Raw genomic sequence first — 389 nt, forward strand, 5'->3', positions numbered from 1 at the left:
CCTTCACTCCCGACCCGGACGCGATGGCCGCCGCGATCACCGACCGCACGGCGCTGGTCGTCGTCTCCGCGCCGTCCTACCCGCACGGCGTCCTCGACCCGGTCGCCGCCGTCGCCGGGCACGCCGCCGCGCGCGGCGTCCTGTGCCACGTCGACGCGTGCATCGGCGGCTGGCTCCTCGGCCACGCCCGCCGGCTGCCCGGCAGCGCGATCCCGGACTTCGGGCTCGCGGTGCCCGGCGTGACGTCGCTGTCCGTCGACCTGCACAAGTACGCGTACACCCCGAAGGGCGCCTCCGTCGTGCTGTTCCGCGACGCCGAACTGCGCCGCCACGGCTACTTCGCATCCGCGTCCTGGCCCGGCTACCCCGTCGTCAACGCGACCCTGCAA

At 75.1% G+C, this 389-nt stretch carries 1 pseudogene; it reads left to right on the top strand.

What is annotated here, in order from left to right:
- Positions 1-389 (top strand): annotated as a pseudogene (locus AC1DSF_RS31240) (pyridoxal phosphate-dependent decarboxylase family protein); the annotation flags it as partial.

The organism is Variovorax sp. 01N429, assembly GCF_056399425.1.